Annotated in this window: 14 protein-coding genes and 3 pseudogenes; 5 read left to right on the top strand and 12 right to left on the bottom strand. The window is 66.7% G+C overall.

Going from position 1 to position 15,182, the window contains the following annotated elements; all coding sequences use genetic code 11:
* Position 1: 1 nt before the first annotated feature.
* Entirely contained in the window at positions 2-184 is a 183-nt protein-coding gene (locus ACFVJ3_RS46090) for a hypothetical protein (protein ID WP_378458435.1), read from the top strand.
* Positions 185-357: 173 nt separating this feature from the next.
* On the opposite strand, the gene ACFVJ3_RS46085 is transcribed toward ACFVJ3_RS46090, so the two are convergent.
* The 5 genes from ACFVJ3_RS46085 to ACFVJ3_RS46065 all read right to left on the bottom strand — a co-directional run bounded on the left by ACFVJ3_RS46085 (position 358) and on the right by ACFVJ3_RS46065 (position 6,668).
* Positions 358-639, bottom strand: a complete 282-nt coding sequence (locus tag ACFVJ3_RS46085; RefSeq protein WP_378458448.1) for a DUF4193 domain-containing protein — start codon at positions 637-639, stop codon at positions 358-360.
* Between the two features lie 189 nt (positions 640-828).
* A complete protein-coding gene (locus tag ACFVJ3_RS46080) occupies positions 829-2,604 on the bottom strand; it encodes a DUF4407 domain-containing protein (RefSeq protein WP_378458434.1) in 1,776 nt (591 codons plus the stop codon).
* A 438-nt stretch (positions 2,605-3,042) separates the two neighbouring features.
* Positions 3,043-4,626 (bottom strand): bifunctional 3-(3-hydroxy-phenyl)propionate/3-hydroxycinnamic acid hydroxylase, encoded by a 1,584-nt coding sequence (locus tag ACFVJ3_RS46075; protein WP_378458433.1) that lies wholly within the window; start codon positions 4,624-4,626, stop codon positions 3,043-3,045.
* A gap of 39 nt (positions 4,627-4,665) precedes the next feature.
* A complete protein-coding gene (locus ACFVJ3_RS46070) occupies positions 4,666-5,346 on the bottom strand; it encodes a YceI family protein (RefSeq protein ID WP_378458432.1) in 681 nt (226 codons plus the stop codon).
* 38 nt (positions 5,347-5,384) lie between these two features.
* Positions 5,385-6,668, bottom strand: coding sequence for a nucleotide disphospho-sugar-binding domain-containing protein (locus ACFVJ3_RS46065; RefSeq protein ID WP_378458431.1), 1,284 nt, complete (start codon positions 6,666-6,668; stop codon positions 5,385-5,387).
* A 186-nt stretch (positions 6,669-6,854) separates the two neighbouring features.
* On the opposite strand from ACFVJ3_RS46065, the gene ACFVJ3_RS46060 reads away from it, so the two are divergent.
* Positions 6,855-7,904, top strand: coding sequence for a type III polyketide synthase (locus tag ACFVJ3_RS46060; RefSeq protein ID WP_378458430.1), 1,050 nt, complete (start codon positions 6,855-6,857; stop codon positions 7,902-7,904).
* A 104-nt stretch (positions 7,905-8,008) separates the two neighbouring features.
* On the opposite strand, the pseudogene ACFVJ3_RS46055 reads toward ACFVJ3_RS46060, so the two are convergent.
* The 3 genes and pseudogenes from ACFVJ3_RS46055 to ACFVJ3_RS46045 form a co-directional block, all read right to left on the bottom strand.
* A pseudogene (locus tag ACFVJ3_RS46055) lies at positions 8,009-8,157 on the bottom strand (histone-like nucleoid-structuring protein Lsr2); the annotation flags it as partial.
* Positions 8,148-8,303: pseudogene (locus ACFVJ3_RS46050) on the bottom strand (transposase); the annotation flags it as partial. The pseudogenes ACFVJ3_RS46055 and ACFVJ3_RS46050, both read right to left, overlap by 10 nt.
* 463 nt (positions 8,304-8,766) lie before the next feature.
* On the bottom strand, positions 8,767-9,420 hold the full coding sequence (locus ACFVJ3_RS46045; protein WP_378458429.1) for a ScbR family autoregulator-binding transcription factor: 654 nt from the start codon (positions 9,418-9,420) through the stop codon (positions 8,767-8,769).
* A gap of 512 nt (positions 9,421-9,932) precedes the next feature.
* On the opposite strand from ACFVJ3_RS46045, the gene ACFVJ3_RS46040 reads away from it, so the two are divergent.
* Complete coding sequence (locus tag ACFVJ3_RS46040) at positions 9,933-11,312, top strand: alpha/beta hydrolase (protein ID WP_378458428.1); 1,380 nt, start codon at positions 9,933-9,935, stop codon at positions 11,310-11,312.
* On the opposite strand, the gene ACFVJ3_RS46035 is transcribed toward ACFVJ3_RS46040, so the two are convergent.
* Positions 11,204-11,767 carry an SDR family NAD(P)-dependent oxidoreductase gene (locus ACFVJ3_RS46035; RefSeq protein WP_378458447.1) on the bottom strand — a complete coding sequence of 188 codons (564 nt, stop codon included), beginning with the start codon at positions 11,765-11,767 and terminating at the stop codon, positions 11,204-11,206. The genes ACFVJ3_RS46040 and ACFVJ3_RS46035 overlap by 109 nt on opposite strands.
* Before the next feature lie 349 nt (positions 11,768-12,116).
* A complete protein-coding gene (locus ACFVJ3_RS46030; protein ID WP_378458427.1) occupies positions 12,117-13,064 on the bottom strand; it encodes a hypothetical protein in 948 nt (315 codons plus the stop codon).
* Between the two features lie 354 nt (positions 13,065-13,418).
* Between ACFVJ3_RS46030 and ACFVJ3_RS46025 the strand changes: the two genes are divergently transcribed.
* Both ACFVJ3_RS46025 and ACFVJ3_RS46020 read left to right on the top strand, forming a co-directional pair.
* Positions 13,419-13,946, top strand: coding sequence for a winged helix-turn-helix domain-containing protein (locus tag ACFVJ3_RS46025; RefSeq protein ID WP_378458426.1), 528 nt, complete (start codon positions 13,419-13,421; stop codon positions 13,944-13,946).
* The gene (locus ACFVJ3_RS46020) at positions 13,925-14,500 is read left to right on the top strand and encodes an IS630 family transposase (RefSeq protein WP_378458425.1); all 576 of its coding nucleotides are present in this window, start codon (positions 13,925-13,927) and stop codon (positions 14,498-14,500) included. The genes ACFVJ3_RS46025 and ACFVJ3_RS46020 overlap by 22 nt, the downstream gene beginning before the upstream one ends.
* Before the next feature lie 29 nt (positions 14,501-14,529).
* On the opposite strand, the gene ACFVJ3_RS46015 is transcribed toward ACFVJ3_RS46020, so the two are convergent.
* Both ACFVJ3_RS46015 and ACFVJ3_RS46010 read right to left on the bottom strand, forming a co-directional pair.
* The gene (locus tag ACFVJ3_RS46015; protein WP_378458424.1) at positions 14,530-14,691 is read right to left on the bottom strand and encodes a hypothetical protein; all 162 of its coding nucleotides are present in this window, start codon (positions 14,689-14,691) and stop codon (positions 14,530-14,532) included.
* A 371-nt stretch (positions 14,692-15,062) separates the two neighbouring features.
* A pseudogene (locus ACFVJ3_RS46010) lies at positions 15,063-15,182 on the bottom strand (IS630 family transposase); the annotation flags it as partial.

Genomic DNA, 15,182 nt, shown 5'->3' with positions numbered 1-15,182 from the left:
TGTGGCAGACATTGTCGGATTCGGGGTTGGCGTTTGTGTGCGTCCGCGGGCCGCAGTGCCGGTGGCGGATCTGATGGCGGTCGGCGATGAGGCGGTAGGGGACCTGCCTTGGCTGGCTCAGGACGCGGACGAGATCGCCGAGCAGTACCGCCGCGATCGCCTCGATAGCGGCACGCGGGTGTAGTGAAGGCCTGGGAGCCGGCCGGGACAGCCGGGCAGTGCTGACCGGTGGTGTGGGGCCGTCTACGGCCCGTTGAAGAACTGGCTCAGGCCCAGTGCCCTCGGGCAGGTGATCTCAGGACGATGCACCATGTGTCGAGGCGCCCGCAGATTCGTCCCTCGGAGATACCGGTGTTCTCAGGCGCAGACCCGGCAGATCAGCTGCTCGCCGGCGAGACGGCTGCGGTGATGGACCAGGCAGCAACTGGTGCAGGTGAATTCGTCCGACTGTTTCGGGATGACGCGGACGGTGAATTCTCCACCGGACAGGTCGGCGCCGGGCAGTTCGAAGGACTCTGCCGTGTCGGTGTCCTCGACGTCCACGACGGGGGACTGGGCTTCTTTCCTGCTGGCGGTCAGCTGTTCGAGGGACGTGTCGGTCGACTCGTCGGATTCGGTGACTCTCGGTGCACGAGGGATCGGTCCGACATTTGACGTGTTGTCGCAAAGGTGAAAGATCTTACTGGGAAACCTCTTTCGATTTGCCCGATAGTATCCGTTGCGTCACCACCGGCACGGTGCATCGCCTGGGGTCTTCATGCGTACGGTCCTTTCAGCGCGGGCGCATGTAAATACCTGGGGTCCTGGTGACGCCCCTGCCGCGCCGCTTCACTCGCCCGGCGGCAGCTCCCGCGGGCCCTTCCGCGCGGTCAAGGCGTCGCGGCGGGCCGCAGCGGCGACTGTGTGCGTGTCGTCGTGGTCCGATGCCGACTCCAGCGAGTCCGGTAGCCACCCGGGCCCCGATCCAGCGTGCGGGGATTCGGTCACGCGGGTCGCGGTCACCCGAGTGGGTGGTGACTGTCCGGCGCTCGCCTCGGTCGGCCCGCCGGCCGGTGTCGACGTGCCCTCCTGCTCGTCCACGGTCACCGTGCGGCGGCGGGTGTAGCTGACGCTCATCTCCTCGTATTCCTCGACGAGGGTCCGGCGGGTGTGGCCGACCGCCCGGGTGAGGATCGGCGGCACGAACGGGCGGATAATCCCGGTGACTACCTTGGTGATGTCCGGTATCGGATTGCCCAGGGGGAGAGCGGCGGGCAGCACGCTGAGCGGCCCGCTTCGGCGCTGCTCGGCCGGCGCCGAGTCGACCGGCACGGGCAGGTTCTCGGTTTCGGTGTCGTCGGTCTCCGACCCCGCGGGGGTCTCCTCGGTGGCGGACGGCGCGGTGAGCGCCGCCGCGGTCAGCTCCGCGAGCGGGGTGGGCTCGGTGAAACCTCCAGAGGAACGCAGTGCATGTGACGGTGCGGCGAGGTCCTCGCCGTGCGCCGCCACGACCCGTCGCCGCTGCCGTTCCCGTGCGATCGCGGTCTCGGCTTCGGCTGCGAGACGGGTCGCGGCCAATTGGTGCTCCGCCCACAAGGCCTCGGCAGCCGCCCTGACCTGCGCTCGCTTCACTGCGATCGCGGTGTCGGCCTCGCGCTCGGCCCGCTCCCGCTCTGCACGGGCGACGTCGCGGCGATCCTGCTCGGTTTCACCGCGCCACAGCTTCAGCACCAGCGGCAGCAGGCTCAGCACCGCAAAGAAGGCTGTGGTGGCCAGCCGGAGGATCAACGCGCCGGTGTGGCCGACCGTGTAGTCGTGCATCGCCGTCCACCGCGCGCCGAGGCCACGGTTCAGGTCGGACGGCGCCGCGGTCTGTGCGGCGGTGAGACCGGCGGTGGCCTGCGCGATGTCGCCGTCGAGGCCAGGTGCTTCGCGCTCGCGGGTCGCGAGGGCGGAGTCGAGTTCCTGCTGGGCGTCGGCGAGTAGTTGGTTGGCCGTGCGTGTCTCGGGTCCGGCGCCGGGCACACCGGTAATCTTCTCCGGCGGGCAGGCCGGGGACGGGTTGAATTCGCAGCGGGCGACGACGAGCGCCTCGTCGCGCTGGGCGCGGGCGTCGCGCACCGACTCGTCGAGAGCGGCCCGCTGGGCCCGCAGCCGGTCCAGGGTCTGCGCCGACCCCACGACAGCCGGGACCGCGGCGACCTGCGCGGCGGCCCGGTCATCGAGTACCCGGTCGATCGATCCGGCGGCGATGCCGATGAAGGCCAGCTCACCGAGCACCGCCCCGACGAACAACGCAACCGCCGCGCGGCCCACCAACCCGGACCACCCAACCTGCCGCCCGCTGGCAAGGGTGCGTGCCAGGGCGCCCATCAGCAGACCGAAGACCAGGGTGAACGGCGGCAGCGCGAGGACTGGCCACGCCGTCGCGTTTGCGACGGCCATGGTTGCGACCACCCAGCCGAGTAGTCCGTTGGCCAGCACGACCAGCCCGGTGACCTGATATGTGGTGCGTTCGACGGGTTCCGTGATCTCGTGCGAGTGGCCGCCACCCAGCCAGAGGACAGACCTGCCGATGGGGGAACCGGCGGTACGGGGTTTGCTGTGTGTTCGGTGAGTGCTCATCGGGCTCCGAATGTCATTGCGGCGGTGCGTCCAGCCTCGCAGACGCCTCCCGGACCCGCCCCCCGCCGCGCGCTTCCTGTGAGGGTTTTACCCAGGGTTCACACTGCCGTGGTGTCGGGCGAACGGCGCCTTGACGTCAGACGAACCTACCGGCCGCTCGGACCGCGGTATCGCGGTCTTGCGTGAGCCGGGTGCTCGGAGCGGATCAGCGTATTGCCGCGTGCCGGTGACCAACCGCTGGGCCGGGGGAGGAGGAACGCGCCCCGGCATCTGTCAGCCCTCGACGAACACCTTGCCGGTACGGTCGGTCTTGGCCATGGTTGCCGTCGCCAACTCTGAGAAGCTGGGTGTAGTGGCCGTCGTGAGCGATGGACGCAGGATTGGGAGCGTCCATCCCAGCCTCAGCTTGAACGAGGCACCGGACACCGCCTCGAACACCTACTGCGATGTGTGAGGAGCGGCCGCTGTCGTGTCCTTGTCGGATCTCTTGGTGAACATTGGTAACCAGGAATGTCTCGGGCTCATCCGGCCCCTGTGGTCGACGGTGGCGAGGACGATCCGGTCGGGTCGCAGTAGCACTTCGCTGAGGCGATTGCGCCGCATCCAGCGGTCGATTGCGCCGGATGAGTGCGCGAGTGTAGCGGTGTGGATCACCCGCGCGTTGAGTCTTCGGCCGACGTCCGTGAGGGTGGGAGTTCGCCCTCCGGTGTAGATGAGCGCGAATCCGGCGCCGAGCACATCATCGGAGCGCAGGGCAGTGGCACCTTCGTTGAACATGTCTTGCGGTATCTGGGTGCCGATCGTATTCGGTCGGAACAACGGTAGAGCGGGGCGACGGTGGGTCAGCGCGCTTCCGCGCAGTGGTGGTGTGAGGATTCTGTTGGCGAGTTCGTCCGGTCCCGGTATTCGGGAGGTTCGGCGTAGTACTGCGTGTGCGGCGCGAACGGCGAGTGTGGGGCGGGCGGACATGATCCGGCCTATTGCGGTCGCGGCCCGGATGGCCCGCACGGCATGTCTGCGTCGTTCCGGTTCGTAGGTGTCGAGCAGTCGATCGTCGGCGTGGCCGTGGAGGACGGCGGCCAGTTTCCAGGCGAGGTTCATCGCGTCGCGTTGTCCCGCGCCGAGCCCTTGGCCGATGAAGGGGGGTGTGAGGTGGGCGGCGTCGCCGAGGAGGAAGAGCGGTCCGCTGCGCCAGGCACGTGTTACCTGGGCCCGGTAGGAATAGATGGTGTGCCGCAGAACCCGCACGGTGGCGTCGCCGGCGGGAACCCAGGGCTGGAGCAGGGCACGCACACGGGTCTCGGTGATGCCGCCGCCCGCCTCGGGTGAGTGATCGTCCGGGAGTCGAAATTCCCAGCGGTATCGATCGTCGCCGATTTGCATGAACGTTGCGGATCGTTGTCCGGCGCAGATCTGGTGTACCCCCGGCCACATCCGAAGATCGCGGTCGCAGTGCGCGTCGACGACCAGCCAGCGCTGGTCGAACCCGAGATCTCGTGTGCCGGCGCCGATCGCACTTGCGACGGTGCTGTTCGCGCCGTCGCAGCCGAGCACGTACCGGGCGGTGGTGGTGGATTCGTCTCCGGTGTCGGTGTTGCGGAGCGTCACCGCTGCCGTGCCGTCCGCGAGTACCTGCACTCGGATGGCCTCGTGTCCCGGGATCAAGGTGGCTGTCGGGTGACGTTCGAGGTTCGCCCGCATTACCCGCTCCAGGTCGGGTTGGTCGAACATGTTGGTCTCCGGCCAACCGTGTGTCCCGGCGGGGCGGTCGCGCCGAATCTCGACCAGGGTTCGCAATCGCATATCCACCAGTCGCATCCCGAGCGCGGGCCGGCATATTCGGGTGACGTCGTCGGCGGCGCCCGATGCTTGCAGGATCCGGAGTACCTCGTCGTCGAGGTGGACAGCTCGGGGCAGCTGATAGGGGGTGCGGTGGCGTTCGAGAATCACGCAGTCGATGCCGTGACAGGCGAGAAGCGTCGCCATCGTCAGTCCGGTCGGTCCACCACCGACGATGACCACCGGAACGTCTGGGAGCTCTCCGTTCGGCGCGATGGTCGGTCAGCCCATGCTCAGCACGATCGAAAACTGCACCTGGCCGGCGTCCTCGACGACGATGTTGGGGAACAGGGTCGGCTTGTTGATGTGGTAGTCGGTCCACACCGTGTCGATCGCTCCGGCCGTCTCGATGGTTTCACCCGACCGGCGGACCTGGAAATTCGTGGTCACGTCGCGGGCCTGACCGCGCAGGGTCAGTTTGCCGTCGACCGGCACAGTGATGGTGGTGCCGTCGCCCGGCAGGGCGGTCAGGTCGACCGGTTGGGATATCGCGAATGTCGCGGTGGGGTGGGAGGCCGTGTTCATCACCAGCGTGTCGAACATGGTGTCGCGACGGCCGTCGTCGGTGGCGATCGACGCCACGTCCACCTCGATGTTCCCGGTCGTCAGCATGGAGTCCTGCACGGTGGCGGCTCCGGTGACGCGGTCGGTCTGACCGCGGACGAAGGTCCGCTGGCCACTGAGCGTTTCCCACACCTCGTACCCCGCGCGCGAGCCGGGGGACACCGTCCACGCGCCGTCGAGTACCCCGTCGGCGGCGGCGGGCGCGGGATTGCCCGGAAGGTGTAGGGCGTCGGGTTGGTCGCCGTGCAGGAATTTCGCATACGCCCATGGTCCGACGCCGATGACCAGCGCGATCACGACGATGACACCAGCCACGATCCACCACACACGCTTGCGCATGAGGTGAACGTAGCGGAATGAACCCGATCTGGCGCGGTCTACGACCGCGTACGGGTGTCGACCGCGCGCGAGATCAATCGGGTCGCGTCGAGTTCGCTCAACTCAGCGGCCAGTTCCCGGGCGCGGGTCCGGTACCCGGGGTCACGCAGAACGGTCTCCACCGCACGGCGGATCCTGGCCGGGCTGGGACTGCCCGAGCGCAGCCGCAGGCCGGCACCGGATCGAGCGAGCCGCGCCCCTACCTCGGCCTTGTCCTCGGTACTGCCGGCGGCCACGATCGGAACTCCGTGCGAGAGAGCGAAGTGCACACCGCCCCAACCGCCGTTGGTGACCATGACATCGACATGCGGAAGGAGTAGATCGAAGGGGACGAATTCGGACACGATCACGTTCGGTGACGTGCGACGCACCGCCTCGATCGGCCGGCCTCCGGTGGTGACGACGACGAGGACGTCCGCGTTCGCGAGCGCGTCGATGGTGGGTTCGACGAGGCGGCCGAGGTCATGGTTGTCGAGGGTGCCTTGGGTGACCAGGACGACCGGCCGGTCGGTGTCGAGCCGGCCCCACCAGTGCGGTCTCTGGGCATCGGGTGGTGCGGCCGGCAGTATCGGACCGACGAACGTCAGGTGGTCGCCGATGTCGCTGCGCGGGTACTCGAACCCGGGTGCCGTCAGAACGAACACACCGTCGGCGAACAGCACCCAGTCCAGGAGGAAGCACGCGGGATCGGCGCCGGTGCACTCGCGTGTTGCCCGCGCAGCGAGTTGCTGGGCCCGCCGCAGTACCAGACCACGAGCGCCGGCGTTGAGAGCATGGTTTCGGAGGCGTCCGAGCTTTCCTGTTGCCGGCGCCAGTCCCGGACCGAAGGGGGCGGTGTCGGTGCTGGTTGCCATCAACGGGGACGTGCAGACGCCGAACACTGCCGGACGGTTCTTCGGGTCCACACCGACCAGTGGGAGCATGCCCATGAACAGGTTCTCGGCGAGGACGGTGTCGGCGTTCGCCCGCTCGATGGCCTCGACGACGGCGCGGTACTGATCGGCAACCAGGGCCGCGAACATGCGTTCCGCATCGAACCGGGACCGGAGAAAGGCAGGTCGTCGGGCGCGACCCGGGAACTGTTCGTTGAGCAAGGATTCGTCGTAATCGCAACTCGGCGGAAGCGCGATGAACTTGATCCCGTCGCGTTCGGCGTGATGCTGGAACTTGCGCCCGGTCAGAATCGATACGTCACAACCGTCCTGCACCAGCTGCCGGCCGATCGTGAGCATCGGCTGGACATGTCCGGTCAGCGGCGCGCTGCACAGCAGGATCGACGCCATCTCGTTCCTCCTGCAGACCGCTCGAACGGGGACTTCGCTGATGATCGAGACCGTACCTGAACGGCGCGTGATGGCCCATCGCTTGCAGGGTGGCGGCGGGCGGTCTAGCGTTCCACGTCGTCCGGGTTCAACGATCGCACCCAAGCCGTCGTCATCGGTTTGCCTTTCCAGTTCGGAGCACCCGTCATGGTTACTGCCTTCGCCAACCGGATCAGCACGGTCGTTCCGGAAAATGATGTACACCAGGCATTCGTCGACTTCGCCGACGGCACGTTCACCGAGCGCCGCAAGCAGTTGCTGTTCCGCCGCATGGCCGACCGGTGCCAGATCTCGCACCGATGGGCCGGGATCGCGTCACCGGAGTCGTTCTACGGTGACGACCCGAACTCCATCGACACCGCGACCCGAATGATCGAATTCGAGCGGAATGCACCGGATCTCGCGGTCCGCGCCGTCGAGGGCCTGAACCTCGGGGACCGTGCTGCCGAGATCACGCACCTGATCGTCATCACCTGCACCGGGTTCTACTCCCCGGGGATCGACTTCGAGATCATCAAACGGTGCGGCATCAGTTCCTCTGTGGAACGAACCCAGATCGGATTCATGGGCTGCTTCGCGGGCATCAATGGTCTCAAGCTCGCCCATCACATCGTGCGATCCGAACCCCATGCTCGCGTCTTGGTGGTCAGCTTGGAGCTGTGCTCGCTGCACCTGCAGCGCTCCGAGTCCCTCGAAACGATGTTGTCGTTCCTGGTGTTCGGTGACGGATGCGCCGCGGTCCTGATATCCGCCGACGAGGAGGGCATTGCGCTGGACTCGTTCAAGGCAGTCATGGTTCCGGAGACGTCCGATCTGATCACCTGGCGAATCGGGGACATCGGCTTCGACATGGTGTTGTCCGGGAAGGTTCCAGGGACTCTCTCTCGCGCGCTCGACGGGGAGAATCTGAAGACGATCCTTGCCGGCGGAGACAAGGAATCGATCGACCTCTGGGCTGTTCACCCCGGTGGGCGGTCCATCCTCGATGCCGTGGAAGAGTCCATCGGGCTTGAACCACAGGACCTGGCACCGTCCCGGCATGTTCTCGACAACTATGGCAACATGTCCTCTGCCACCATTCTGTTCGTCCTCGCCGAGATCATGAAACGCGCGGAGAACGGTGGACCCGCCGGCACCGGCTGCGCGATGGCGTTCGGTCCGGGCCTGACCGCAGAGACCATGCTCTTTCACCTCTGACGGGACCATCAGATATTTCGGTGGCCTGGTCATGGGTTTGTGCACGTGAGTGTGCCCGCGGATCGACTCTTGCGGCCACCCACTTTCGCGGCGACGTTGATCTAGTGATCGAGTCTCTTGTGGAACTCCTTCGAATTCTTCGCCGACAAGTCGATCTCGATTCCATTCACGGAGAAGGCGATCGTCTCGCCTTTGCCGCAATTGGAGTTCCGTCGATATCGTCGACGTGTTCGACAACTATTTGGCGCGCCATTCCATGTAGAGGCATTTCAGCGCGGCCTGCTCGCTGGGGGAAGTGGCCCCTTGGCCGGACCGCCCGGTTGTACTGAGCGTTGAGGGATTCGATCGCAATCGTCGAGCATCCGCTCGCTTGATCTCGGTGTCGTAGTTCCCGAAGGGTGCAAACAGTACGTCAACGACCGGCCGTAGGCCGTCTCGACGCTGCAGTCGGTGGCGTTGGCGGACGTATTCTGTACGCCGCACCGGACGTACTCGCCATCGCACCGCCACCTGCACTGGGCGCTCGATCGACCAAGGCCTGCATCATCGCCGCGCTGCGGCGGGCGGGCCGGCAACGTCGGCTCGACGACACCGCGACCCGCATCCGGGACGCGCTCCGCCACCCGCAATTGCGGCAACCGCCTTTGGCGGAGCAGGCGTCGGGCCGCCAGGCACGCGCCCAAATCGGCACGCTGAACTTCGAATGCGTCAACGCCGCCGAACTCATCGGACCACGCGGTGCACCCGGCGCCATCCAGGTCCGCACCATCGACACCTCGCACTGGAGCGGCCACGACATCGCACAAGCCCTCGAACGCGACACCGCCCAACGCGGCTGGACGGTCCAACAGCAGACCAGGTCTCACTCAGTGTTGAGTGATGCGAGGCCCCATCTGCGGCGGACGTATTCGCGAAAGAATTCGACGTGTGCGGCGTCGACGATCCCGGGCAGCACGAACGTCCACAATCGCTCGGTACGGATGGGGAGATCTCGAGTTGTGTTCCCGTGGGTGGACCACATTCGAACGCCGTCGAACGCGGCGACGAGGAAGTTGGCGAGATCTTCGGAATCGGTGTCCGGGAGGAGGTCTCCGACATCGATGGCTCGATCTGCGATCGTCGCCACCAGCTCCACCCACTCCCGATGGGGATCGGTGACCGTCCCGCGGGCATCACCTATCTCGCCGGTGAGCCTCATTCCGGCCCGTATCAGGGGGCTCCTCAGCAGTTGGTCGACCAGCAGGAGCGACATGCTGATCAGCGATTCGAGCGGCGGAAGAGCGGTGTCCAGCAGGTTCCGGCACGCCCCCATCGACGTCGCGTGTTGTTCGTCGATCGTCGCCCGCGCGAGCGTCTCCTTCGAGGTGAAGTGGAAGTACAGCGCGCCCTTGGAGATTGCCGGGTGGCTGACGATGTCGGCGAGGCTGGTGTTCGCGTATCCGTTCGCCGCGAACATCTCCGCGGCCGCCTGGATGGTCGCGCGGCGTGTCTCCTCGGCACGGGACTGTTGTGCCATTCTGTCACCCTCCATCGGCCCGCCCCTCGATGCGACCTGCGTCCTCTGACGTCACGAGCAATGCCGGCTTCAGGGCATCACGTCCCGGGCCGCGGAGGTGCTGATTCCGGCGGCACGCGCAGCGGTCCTGTTCTGATCGCGGTGTCGTCCGGGGAGTCATCCGGTAGTTCTCGATCCCGGATCTGCCTGCAGCCCAATGGCAGATATTGGGCCCAGCTGCGCTCTGCCTGGTCGCCGGCATCTGATGACTCCACGGTCACGGCTTTTCTCATGATTGCTTTACAAACAATCTTAGAGTATGTAATGTCGCGAAGATACAGACAAGTGGTTTGTTTCACCGTCCCGGTTCACGGGATTGCGGCATTGCATCCCGGGCGCACGGTGGTCGCGACGACGGGTCTGGCACCAGGTCGGGTGCGCCACGGCACGGATTCCCTGATGCCCGGGGGAGCGTTACGGCTTGCACGCGCCTGACAGAGTAGACGGTGGGCCCGGCTATGTGTGGTGATGCGTTGTTTCATTCCGTCCTATCGCATTTCGCGTCGGTGCAGGCGTGCTGGGACAAGGTCCCGGCGACGTTCAACGAGGTTGTCGAAGGCGTGGCAGCCGCGCTGGCCCTGACCGGCAGCAGCATCAGCCTCGTCCTCGACGAGGGACGAGAGAACACGACCGTCGTCACTGCCGACTCCGCCCAGCTCGGACGATGCGAACGAGATTTCCCTGCGGGCCGACGAATATCGCGCTCCGCCGGCGCCGGGCGTCTCGCCGATGCCACGCAGTCGGCGGCATGGCCGCCGTTGGCAAGTCAGGTGTGCCGGACTCCCACGCCCGCGGGCCCGAAGCCCGACTTCTTTCCCGGGGCCAGCCTCCGCTCACAGGTTTTGGCGCACACACTGCGGATCACGGTCAAACCGCTGCTCGGTGTGTGGGCCCAGTGGCCGAGTCCCCTGTGGCCGGCCGGACTGATCGACCACGCCGCCCGAATCGTCCCGCCCCTCCGTGGGGTAGGCCGCCATCGCGTGCGCCTCGGCAACTGCGACGCCGAATTGATCGACGCCGGCAATACGGGGGCGGCGACGGTGGTGCTGTACCTCCACGGTGGCGGTTTCCTTACCTGCGGGTTGAATACCCACCGCCGACTTGTTTCGCGGATCTCCGCGTCCGCCGGGGCAGCGGTGCTCAGTGTCGGCTACCGGATGATGCCCAGACATCCGATCCGTGATGCCATCGCCGACGGAGTCGACGGTTACCGCTGGCTGCTCGTGCATGGGTTCGAGGCGGAGAAGATCGTGATTGCCGGTGATTCCGCCGGCGGCTACCTGACATTCATGACGGCCTTGACGCTCGCCGACCTGGACCTGCCACGTCCGGCGGGCCTGGTCGCGCTGTCACCGCTGACGGACATGGATCCCGCGGGGAAGCTGGCCCACCCGGGCGCTGACCGGTGTCCGGTCTTTCCGCGTTCGGTCCTCACCACGTTCGCCGGCTTGCCCGATCAGGGCGCTCACCACGGCACTACCGGGGAACCGCGCATCTCGCCGGTTGACGGCATCCTGGCCGGCCTGCCGCCGGTGTTGATCCAGGTCGGGTCCACCGAGATGCTCTACCCGGATGCGGAGCTCATGGCCGAGCGCCTCGCGGCCGCTGGGGTGCCGATCACGCTGGAGGTGTGGGACCGCCAGGTCCATGTATTCCAGGCGGCCGCCGACCTCATTCCCGAGGCGGACCACGCGATCCGGCAGATCGGCAGTTTCATCCGCACGGCAACGACCGCACGCACCCTTCACAGCGATCGCGCCGACGAAACCGCGGCGTGGCGAGTATCCGCGCCAAGCGCCTGCCACGTCATGCACACCACGCCGGTACGAATGCCTGTTAGACGTCTCGGGTAGTGAAGACGGGGGCCGGCTGGCAGCGTGGCGCGGCCAGCTGCCGTACTCGAGAACGTCGAACGCTGCGTGCGAGCGCATCTCAGGCGGCGGGTCGGCCACATGGTCCGGACCGCCCTGGCCGATGACGGCCGGGACTTCGCGGCGTAGTACGTCCGACGGAACGATCTGCACGTCGGTGTCTGCTGCGGTGTAGGCGAGGTGTGATCGAACTGGCCGATCTCGTCGAAGAAGGCGCGCAAGGACTCGGTAGACGATGCATCCACAGAGTGCCCGACCGCGTTGTCGGGCAGCTTCTTCAGTGGCGCTGTGACTGAGTCGGGGTTGCGTGAAGCGACGACAACGGCCGCCCCGGCTTCCGAAGCCGATTGGGCGACTGCGAGTCCGATGCCGCTTGTGCCGCCGAGGACAACGACACGGCTCGCGGGTTGAGTGACATAGTGTTCCCTACTCTCGATATGGCTTGGAGTTGTTCTTCACCCCCGCCTCAAGCTCTGCCCTCGCAGCTGGTGGAGGTGGTGGTGCGTCTCGGGAGGTGCGTACGAGACGTAAAAGACCGCATCAGGCGGTTGCGCTCCACGGGCCGAACCGCCACGACCGGATGCGTGTGCACCAGTGCCGGCGCTTCCGGACGCATTGCTCACCTCCAGCAGCGTTCCGCTTCTCCTCCTTCTTCGTTTTGTGCGACGGACGTCGAACTGCGGCCCGCCAGGCAGGTCGCCGCGACGATCTCGCTCCCCAAGGCGGCCGGTTCACCGGTCTCGGCGGCCGGGCCCGATGCGTCGTGCAGCGTGTGATGGCGCGGCGTTAGGTCGATGCGCTGACCGACGAGGACCGCGCGGGACGTCGAAGTGCGGACGCCGCCATCGTGAGCGCCACAGCATCCTCCGCGAGCGCCGCCTGCCAGTCCGGCATCCGCCGGTCGGCCCACTGCCGCCACCACGCGCCGCCGAACGAGCCGGCGAGGGCACCGACAGTTCCGATGATCAGGGCCGACGCTGTGTCGACCCGGTCGCGGCGGGCCAGCGCCGCGGCGCCTCCGCCGCCTGCGATGAGCCGTCCGGTGAGCGCGGGCTGGGAGAGGCGCGACGGTACGTTCGGGTTCTTGTCGGCGACCAGTTCGCCGCCGACGAGCGCCGTCGCGCCAACGATGCGGGCCCGGTGTGCCGAGCCCGGGGCACCCGACAGCAGTGCCGTCGCGATGCCGGTGGAACTGCGGAGACCGCTGGCCACGCCGATCACCGCCGACCGGACGGTGCTCGACCGTTCGGCCGCCGGGTCCTTCAGGTGCCCCGTGGTCTTGTCCTGTTGCCGCAGGACTGTGGTGACGGTAGCGCCGTAGACCAGATGCGGCACGAGGTCGCTGAGCCAGTCCTGGGCGGTCCACTGTCGCGGGTCGCTGATGCCGCGCAGGGCGATCGGGATGTCGGTGGCTGCCATCGCGGCGAAACCGATCCCGATAGTTCCGGCAGCCGGGGTCAGGTGGGCGCCGGCGCGGCGGACGAGGGAGGCGGCCACGCCGAGTCCGGTGCCGACGGCGATCCCGCCGAGCGCCCCGAATGCCGACCGCCGCGCCGCGAGCGCGTCGCCGCGTCCCGGTATCGCGACGCCCAGAGCGGATGCAACGGACTCGACCGTCTTCTCCGGGACGGTGCTTGCGGGGCGGCCCCGGATCGCCATGTCCAGGTAGGTGACGGCGTCGAGCATCGTGGTGCCTGCGGCACCTGCGACGATGCCGGTCGTGACAGCGTTCATCGAACTGCCTCTCTCGCGTTGATTCGACGACGGGGTCGTCCTTCCCGGCAGCATCCCCCGGCGGCGTACCGGGCAAACGTGGACGGGGATTGGGCGCGAGGCGACGAGGGGGACACATAACGTCCCTGGAAGCGGTGGAGGCAAGTGCTGATGCATCGATGCGAGCGCTCCGCTATGGCGATTCGAATCGGCCACACGATCGTTTCGGCGGTGAGCGCGGTGCGGTGTGCCGGTCGGAGAAGAACCCCGGGCCGGTGGTTCGATATATGCGGCATTAGTGCGGCATTACAGATGTTTCGGTAATAGGGTGTGTCGTTGCGCGTGATTCGCACCGTGCTGCTTGATCATTGATGAATGGCAGGGAAGGAAACCGGTTCCGGCGAGGAGTCCGACGCCCGGAAAGTCAAGCAGCGCGGCGGTCGCCGTGATCTCGACGCGTTGCGTGACCGGCGGATGCAGGCCGCGGAGATGTTCGCCGCAGGACAACGACAGATCGATGTCGCGGTCGAGTTGGAAGTCTCCCAGCAGACCGCCTCACGCTGGCATCGACAGTGGATCGAAGGAGGCAACGAGGCATTGGAAGGTGCCGGTCGCGCGGGACGCCGGCCCCGGCTCGATGACGCCCAGATCGCCGCGATCCGAGAGGAATTACTCAAAGGACCCCAGGCTCACGACTTCGCGACCGGAGTGTGGACCCTGGGCCGGGTCGCGATCGTGATCGAGCGGCTCACCAACGTGACCTACGGACCCACCCAGACCTGGACGATCCTGCGGACCAGGCTGGGCTGGAGTCGGCAACGTCCCGCACGGCGGGCAGTCGAACGCGACGAGGACGCCATCGTCGCCTGGCGCGAGAACGAGTGGCCGCGGATAAAAAAATAGCGCGGCGCCAAGGTGCATGGATCTGCTTCAAGGACGAAAGCGGTGTGTCGCTGCTCCCGGTGGTCCGAGCAACCTGGGCGCCGAAAGGCGTGACACCTGTGCTGCATCACCGATTCTCCTGGAAACGCATGTCCATGGCCGGAGTCCTGGCCTATCGACACGACCGCAGTCGCAGCGCATTCGTGTTCTCCACGACCGACGGCGCCTACAACACCGACAAGCTCATCGAGTTCCTCACCGAACTACGCACCCATTTCGCCGGCGAGAAGGTCATCGTGATCTGGGACGGGCTCATGGCCCCCCGATCCCGCGCGATGACCGCGTGGCTGGCCACCCAACGCGACTGGCTCCACGTCGAACGCCTGCCGGCTTATGCTCCTGAGCTCAATCCCATCGAACAGGTCTGGGGCAACATGAAATCCACCGAACTGGCCAACCTGTGCCCCGATACCCTCGACGAGGTCCGCATCGCGACCGAGTCCGGGCTGACTCGGATCGGCTCGAGCTACGACCTGTGTCACAGCTTCCTCGGCCACACCGGACTTTCCTTATGACCAGTTCTCACTCAATTACCGAAACATCTTTAGTAGGGAAGCACCGCGCAGACGAGTCGAGCTTCTGGCGGGCTGCGGGGCCGGGATCGGCCGGCGAGGTCGGCCAGGATCCGCCGGTCGGGCAGGCGTGCGGAGGGGGTCAGCCACCACGAGGCCAGACCCCACGGGTCGGCGACGGCGTCGAGGAGCACGTTGACGGCGGTGACGGCTCGCGGATGGAGGGTTGGCAGATCGAGCGTCGAGACCGGAGTGCGGAGGCGCGCACGATTGCCTTCGTCGCAAGTGCCAGGGGGTCCTCATGGTCCGGTGTGTGTGTCGGCAGATAGCCGTGGTCGAGTAGCAGGGATCCGAAGGCTTCGAACAGTGTTGCCATGCCCTCGATTACGTCGCTGTCGATGATCGGGTACCGGGTGCCTGCGGGGGTCGAGGCCGGGAAGGGTTCTACTGTGATTGCCTTGCTCAGCTCCCATATCGTGTTGAAGTAGATGTGCGCGAGGTCGCTGAACGGGAGTGCGACGGGGAGAGCGCCGGCCGCTTCGGCCTCTAGTGGTGTGTCTCTGATTTAGCTGATCTTTTCCAGTGCGACCCGGCCGCGCGCAACCTTGGCGAGGATGGATTCGGCGGTCGCGGTCCATTCGTACGGTCGGGGGCTTTCATTGTGGGCATCGAGGTATTCCTCAAT

This window comes from Rhodococcus sp. NPDC127593, from assembly GCF_042671975.1.
Classification (GTDB): domain Bacteria; phylum Actinomycetota; class Actinomycetes; order Mycobacteriales; family Mycobacteriaceae; genus Rhodococcus_F.
The sequence above is the reverse complement of the archived record's forward strand: the minus strand, read 5'-3'. Positions and strand labels throughout refer to the sequence as shown.

Coding starts and splice junctions, on each gene's coding strand:
- ACFVJ3_RS46060 (WP_378458430.1), top strand. CDS start 6,855: ATGGTTACTGCCTTCGCCAACCGGATCAGCACGGTCGTTCCGGAAAAT.
- ACFVJ3_RS46070 (WP_378458432.1), bottom strand. CDS start 5,346: ATGCGCAAGCGTGTGTGGTGGATCGTGGCTGGTGTCATCGTCGTGATC.
- ACFVJ3_RS46065 (WP_378458431.1), bottom strand. CDS start 6,668: ATGGCGTCGATCCTGCTGTGCAGCGCGCCGCTGACCGGACATGTCCAG.
- ACFVJ3_RS46025 (WP_378458426.1), top strand. CDS start 13,419: ATGGCAGGGAAGGAAACCGGTTCCGGCGAGGAGTCCGACGCCCGGAAA.
- ACFVJ3_RS46080 (WP_378458434.1), bottom strand. CDS start 2,604: ATGAGCACTCACCGAACACACAGCAAACCCCGTACCGCCGGTTCCCCC.
- ACFVJ3_RS46030 (WP_378458427.1), bottom strand. CDS start 13,064: ATGAACGCTGTCACGACCGGCATCGTCGCAGGTGCCGCAGGCACCACG.
- ACFVJ3_RS46045 (WP_378458429.1), bottom strand. CDS start 9,420: ATGGCACAACAGTCCCGTGCCGAGGAGACACGCCGCGCGACCATCCAG.